Here is a 5,702-nt window from a genome sequence, read left to right as displayed (position 1 = left end):
TACAGATGCCCTATCGAAATGATGACGGAAATGATGTCCAAGCATCATGAGAGTCCATCCCTAACTCAATAGCCGGGTGTTGCACTCAGCCTCTGAAACCGCCCCCAATTGATGCCCCGGCGCGGGGCAGAACGCTGCGTAACCGGGTTGCGCAGGCCCCGCCAACAGGCGCTGAAAACCATCGCGCCCCGGCGCGCCGGGGCGATAAATACGCAGCTCGTTCAAACGCTCCTGATCGTACGCCAGCGTGCCCTGGGTGCCGCTGATTTCAAAGCTCAGGTGGTTTTTATAGCCGTGCTTGAGCCAACTGCTGCTGAAGGTTCCGCGCGCGCCGTTGGCAAAGCGCAGCAGCGCGTGGGTCTGGTCATCCACGGCAATGGCGCGCATCTCGTTGCTGCCCGGGCTGGCAGGCCGCTGGCGGTGCACGGTATTGGCGTCGGCGCAGACGGCTTCGATGTCACCCAGCAGGTAACGGGCCATTGCCAGCAGGTGGCTGCCCAGGTCAGCCAGTGCGCCGCCCGCATGGGCCGCTTCACAGCGCCATGACCAGGGCGACGTGGCGCTGCCCATGAAGTCCTCGCTGAATTCGCCCTGAAAACTGACGATATCGCCCAGTTCACCCGCTTCGATCATTTCTCGGGCCAGGCCGATCATCGGGTTGTGCTGGTAGTTGTAGCCCACCTGGGTCACTACGCCTGCGGCCTTGGCGCTGCGCCGCATTTCATCCGCCTGGGCCAGGCTGACTGCCAGCGGTTTTTCGCAGTACACCGCTTTGCCAGCCGCGATGGCTGCCATGGCCATGGGGAAGTGCAGGTGGTTGGGCGTGGTGATCGCGACGATCTGCACCTGTGGGTCATCGATCAGTTGCTGCCAGTCGGCGTGGCTGCGGTCAAAGCCCCAGGCCTGGGCACACTGCTCGGCCCTTGCGCTGTCAGCATCCGCCAGAGCGGCCAGCCGAATACGTGCCGGCAGTTCCAGGGCGGCATTGGCACTGCCGAACGCCAGCGCGTGGGCGCGCCCCATGAAACCTGTACCGATAAGCCCGATGCCCAGTTGCGGTCGCGATGTAGAAGGGGATTGCTGCATGACACTCTCCAGAGAGGATTGTTGTTATGCAGAAAATATATTCTATGTATTTAATTAATGGAAAATTAATTCACTCTCCAGGCTGATTTACTGTGCGTTTGATCAGGACAGAAAACCGCCGTCCACATTCAGCGCTACGCCGGTGGTGTAACTGGACGCTTCGCTTGCAAGGTACAGAACCGCACCGGCCATTTCGCTGGGCGCTGCGACGCGTTTCAGCGGAATCTGCGACAGGGCCATATTGAGAATCGCGTCGTTCTTGACCAGCGCCGATGCAAATTTGGTGTCTGTCAGGCCCGGCAGCAGAGCGTTGCAACGAATACCGAACTCGGCGCATTCCTTGGCAAACACTTTGGTCATGTTAACCACCGCAGCCTTGGTCATCGAATAGACACCTTGATAGGCACCTGGCGATACCGCGTTTATCGACGCAACGTTGATGATGCTCCCACCGCCGCCTTCGCGCATCAGCTTGCCAGCCTCCACGGACATGAAGAAGTAGCCGCGAATGTTCACGTCGATGGTCTTTTGAAACGCGCTGAGGTCGGTGTCCAGCACATTGCAGAACTGCGGATTGGTGGCGGCGTTGTTGACCAGAATATCCAGCCGGCCAAACTGCTGGCGTATATGCGCAAAAACGCTGGTGATCTGCTCCATCTCGCCAATATGGCAGGCTATCGCTGTGGCCTGACCGCCCTCGGCAACGATGGCATCCGCCACGGCCTGGCAGCCCTCGAGTTTACGGCTCGACACAATAACCTGCGCACCTTGCTGGGCGAGCAGCCGGGCAATCGCTTCGCCAATACCTCGGCTGGCACCTGAAACAAAAGCAACCTTGCCATCAAGGTCGAAAAGCTGGGTTCTGGACATGTGGTTCCCCTGTCTTGGCGGTGGCGGTCAAAGGCTGGATTTGGCGATAACGCCCAGGCTCATCTGCTCCAGCAGCCGGTTCATGTCAATGAACCGGGCGAAGCGCTTGTCCTGAGTCTGGCCGTGGAAAAAGCGGTAGTAGATCTGCTGCACGATGCCGGCGAGGCGAAACAGGCCGTAGGTGTAATAAAAATCGAAATTGTCGATTTGGATGCCCGAACGTTCAGCGTAGTAGTCAACGAACGCCTGGCGCGTCAGCATGCCCGGCGCATTACTCGGCTGGCGACGTGTCATCTGCACCGGCAACGGATCGTCCGCCTGCACCCAATAGGCGAGGGTATTGCCCAGGTCCATCAGCGGATCGCCCAGCGTGGTCAGCTCCCAGTCCAGTACGCCGATAATGCGCATGGGGTTGGCCGGGTCGAGGATCACGTTGTCGAAGCGATAGTCGTTATGCACGATGCTTGAGGTAGGCGAATCAGCAGGCATTTTCTCCACCAGCCAGGCCTTGACCTGCTGCCATGCCGGAGCGTCCGGGGTCATGGCTTTTTCGTAGCGTTCCGACCAGCCGGCAATTTGCCGTTGCACATAACCGTGCGGTTTGCCCAGATCACCCAGGCCGCAGGCCTGATAGTCGACCTGGTGCAGGTCCACCAGTTTGTCGATGAAGCTCTTGCACAGGTTTTCGGCCTGCTGCGCGTCCAGTGCCAGCTCGGGCGGCAGGTCAGCGCGCAGAATGATGCCCTTGACGCGCTGCATCACGTAAAACTCTGAACCGATCAGCGACTCGTCGGTGCAGTGCAGATAGGCCTCGGGGCAATAGGGAAAGGCATCCCTGAGCTGATTGAGGATGCGGTACTCACGCCCCATGTCGTGTGCCGAACGGGCCTTTTGCCCGAAGGGCGGGCGACGCAACACCAGCTCTCTGTTCGAATACTGGATCAGATACGTCAGGTTGGATGCGCCGCCCGGAAACTGACTGATCGCCGGCGTCCCATGAAGCTCTGCAATATGCGCTTTGAGGTACGGATCTATCAGGGCAACGTCCAGTTCTTCGCCTGCGCGAATGTCGGTGGACTGGTCAGTCAGTGCCATGTCTATCCCTTTTGCTTATTATGGTCCGCACGAATCATTGACTAATCTAATGATCGGCGAACTCATGATCAACCTTCCATGAGCCTTATAGGCCAGCGTGTTGCCGAGCGATCAATCGGTTTGATCGCTGCGCTGTCTAGACGAAAAAAAACCGAAGCCGGCGGGGCTTCGGTTTTTCTTTTTTGCAGTATTCCGAGCGCTCTGCGGTTATACCGGGAACAGTTCGCTGAGTTTCATAGCCAGCATCATGTCGCCTTCGGCGCGCAGTTTGCCGCCCATGAAGGCCTGCATGCCGTCGGTTTCACCGCTGACGATGCCTTTGAGCGTTTCGCTGTCCATGACCAGGGTGACGTTGGCGTCAGGGTTTTCGCCTTCCTGCAGCTCGCAGGTGCTGTCCTTGACGATCAGGGCGTAGTGCTTGTCTTCGTCGGTGATGTTGAAACCGAAGATCAGGTCCAGGCCGGCAGCAGCGGCTGGGTTGAATTTTGCTTTCATGCTCTGAACGGCTTCGGCGACTGAGGTCATGTCTTGATCCTTTTGGGTGAGTGATGGCGTGCGCGTGGACGCTATTGTCCGGGTTCAGCGATAAGTGACGAGTTCCGGCATCTTCTGCAACTGCAAGTGCGTGTAGTTGTTGAAGGATGCCAGGGCAACGTCGTTGCCTTTGAATTTAAGCTGATGCAGCGAAGTGTTGACGATGTGCCAGTGCAGGTCGAGCGCCTTCGCCGCGGGTATTCCCATGATCAGATGCAGTAGGGCCGTGATCGTACCGCCGGAAGTGAACACGGCGATACGCTCATGCGGGCCTGCTGCGTGAAGAATGCGGTCGAGCCCTGCCTTGACCCGCGCCACGAACTCCAGCCAGCTTTGCAGCCCTGGCGTGTCGTGGTTGCCGGTCAGCCAGCGCTCGGTAATGAGGCTGAACAAGCGCTGAAATCCGGCAGGATTGGTAGTGGCGTTACGCAGAATATCCAGCGCTTCGGGTTCGTCCTGGAGCATGGCCGGGATGAGTGCCTTGATGACGGCTTCGGCATCGAACTCGTCAAAAGCGCTGTCGATTTCCAGAGACGGTGTGGCGATGCCCGCTTCGGTGTACTGGCCCAGCGTGTGCTGCGCGGTGTCTTGCTGACGGCGCAGTTCGCCGGACACGCAGCGATCGAAGCTCAGGCCCAGCCCGGCCAGGTGCGCCCCCAGCACCCGTGACTGACGAATGCCCACAGGCGACAGCACGTCATAATCGTCTGCACCAAATGAGGCCTGGCCATGTCGTATCAGGTAGATGCTGCCCACGTCCGTCTCGTCTCGGTACGTTGAAGGTCGAGCGAGGTTATGAGGGATGCCGGGGAGCTGTCAATGGAAAAACATACGCTCGTTTGAAATCATCGTTTTAATGGTTTGTAACGGCTCGGCTGCTGGTGCGCCGCACAGGGCGTCGGTATGCTGCATTCATCGCAGCCCTTGATCGGTAAGGGCGTAACGCAAGTGAGGAATATTCGTGGATTTTGTTGTCGATTACGCAAGTTTTCTGGCCAAAACCGTGACGCTGGTGATCGCCATCGTTGTGGTGCTGGTTGCAATTGCTGCCGTGCGTGGCAAGGGGCGTCGCAAATCAGCCGGGCAATTGCAGGTCACCCGGCTCAATGACTTCTATAAGGGACTGCGCGAGCGACTGGAACAATCGCTGCTCGACAAGGACCGCCTCAAGGCTTTGCGCAAGGAGCAGGGCAAGGCACTGAAAAAAGACAAGAAGCTCGCCGAGCCCAAGGCGCGTGTCTACGTGCTGGATTTCGACGGTGACATCAAGGCCTCGGCGACCGAAAGCATGCGTCACGAGATTACTGCGCTGCTGACGCTGGCTACCGACAAGGACGAAGTGGTTCTGCGTCTGGAGAGCGGTGGCGGCATGGTGCACAGCTACGGTCTGGCGTCCTCGCAACTGGCGCGCATCCGTCAGGCGGGCATTCCGTTGACCGTGTGCATCGACAAGGTCGCGGCCAGCGGCGGTTACATGATGGCCTGCATCGGCAACAAGATCATCAGCGCGCCGTTCGCCATTCTCGGCTCTATCGGCGTCGTGGCGCAGTTGCCCAACGTCAATCGCCTGCTGAAGAAACACGACATCGATTTTGAAGTGCTGACCGCTGGCGAGTACAAACGCACCCTGACCGTATTTGGCGAAAACACTGAAAAGGGCCGCGAGAAATTCCAGCAGGACCTGGACATCACTCACGACTTGTTCAAGAACTTTGTCGCCAGCTACCGTCCGCAACTGTCCATCGACGAAGTCGCTACCGGTGAAGTGTGGCTGGGCATGGCAGCAGTCGACAAACTGCTGGTAGACGAACTGAAAACCAGTGACGAATACCTGGCCGAGCGCGCCAAACAAGCCGACGTGTTTCACCTGCATTACGTGCAACGCAAAAGCCTGCAGGAACGCATGGGCATGGCGGCTGCGACCTCGGCGGATCAACTGGCTACAAAGTGGTGGGGGCGTTTGACCCAGCAACGGTTCTGGTAGGCATTGTTCAGGTGTGACGACTCGTGCCAATGCTCCGGGGCAAGCAATAACCTCAACTACCGTGCGACGCTCTGCGCCGCACATCAAGATCGGACGCAGAGCGTCCAGAACGGCATGCGACGCGGAGCGTCGC

General features: G+C 58.6%; 5 protein-coding genes and 1 pseudogene. 1 reads left to right on the top strand and 5 read right to left on the bottom strand.

What is annotated here, in order from left to right:
- Window positions 1-102 precede the first annotated feature (102 nt).
- From DW49_RS0123365 to DW49_RS0123345, 5 genes and pseudogenes are all read right to left on the bottom strand, one after another.
- Window positions 103-1,086 (bottom strand): annotated as a pseudogene (locus tag DW49_RS0123365) (Gfo/Idh/MocA family protein); the annotation flags it as partial.
- A gap of 102 nt (window positions 1,087-1,188) precedes the next feature.
- A complete protein-coding gene (locus DW49_RS0123360) occupies window positions 1,189-1,956 on the bottom strand; it encodes an SDR family oxidoreductase (protein ID WP_005617949.1) in 768 nt (255 codons plus the stop codon).
- 27 nt (window positions 1,957-1,983) lie between these two features.
- On the bottom strand, window positions 1,984-3,051 hold the full coding sequence (locus DW49_RS0123355; RefSeq protein WP_024420683.1) for a phosphotransferase family protein: 1,068 nt from the start codon (window positions 3,049-3,051) through the stop codon (window positions 1,984-1,986).
- A gap of 207 nt (window positions 3,052-3,258) precedes the next feature.
- A complete protein-coding gene (locus DW49_RS0123350) occupies window positions 3,259-3,576 on the bottom strand; it encodes an SCP2 sterol-binding domain-containing protein (RefSeq protein WP_003382829.1) in 318 nt (105 codons plus the stop codon).
- 54 nt (window positions 3,577-3,630) lie between these two features.
- Window positions 3,631-4,341, bottom strand: a complete 711-nt coding sequence (locus DW49_RS0123345) for a histidine phosphatase family protein (RefSeq protein ID WP_005617951.1) — start codon at window positions 4,339-4,341, stop codon at window positions 3,631-3,633.
- Between the two features lie 205 nt (window positions 4,342-4,546).
- Between DW49_RS0123345 and sohB the strand changes: the two genes are divergently transcribed.
- On the top strand, window positions 4,547-5,569 hold the full coding sequence (gene sohB / locus DW49_RS0123340) for a protease SohB (protein ID WP_005617953.1): 1,023 nt from the start codon (window positions 4,547-4,549) through the stop codon (window positions 5,567-5,569).
- Window positions 5,570-5,702: the final 133 nt, after the last annotated feature.

The sequence above is a fragment of the Pseudomonas avellanae BPIC 631 genome (assembly GCF_000444135.1).
Lineage (GTDB): Bacteria > Pseudomonadota > Gammaproteobacteria > Pseudomonadales > Pseudomonadaceae > Aquipseudomonas > Aquipseudomonas avellanae.
Note: the sequence above shows the minus strand (reverse complement) of the source record. Positions and strands in the feature narration are given on the sequence as shown.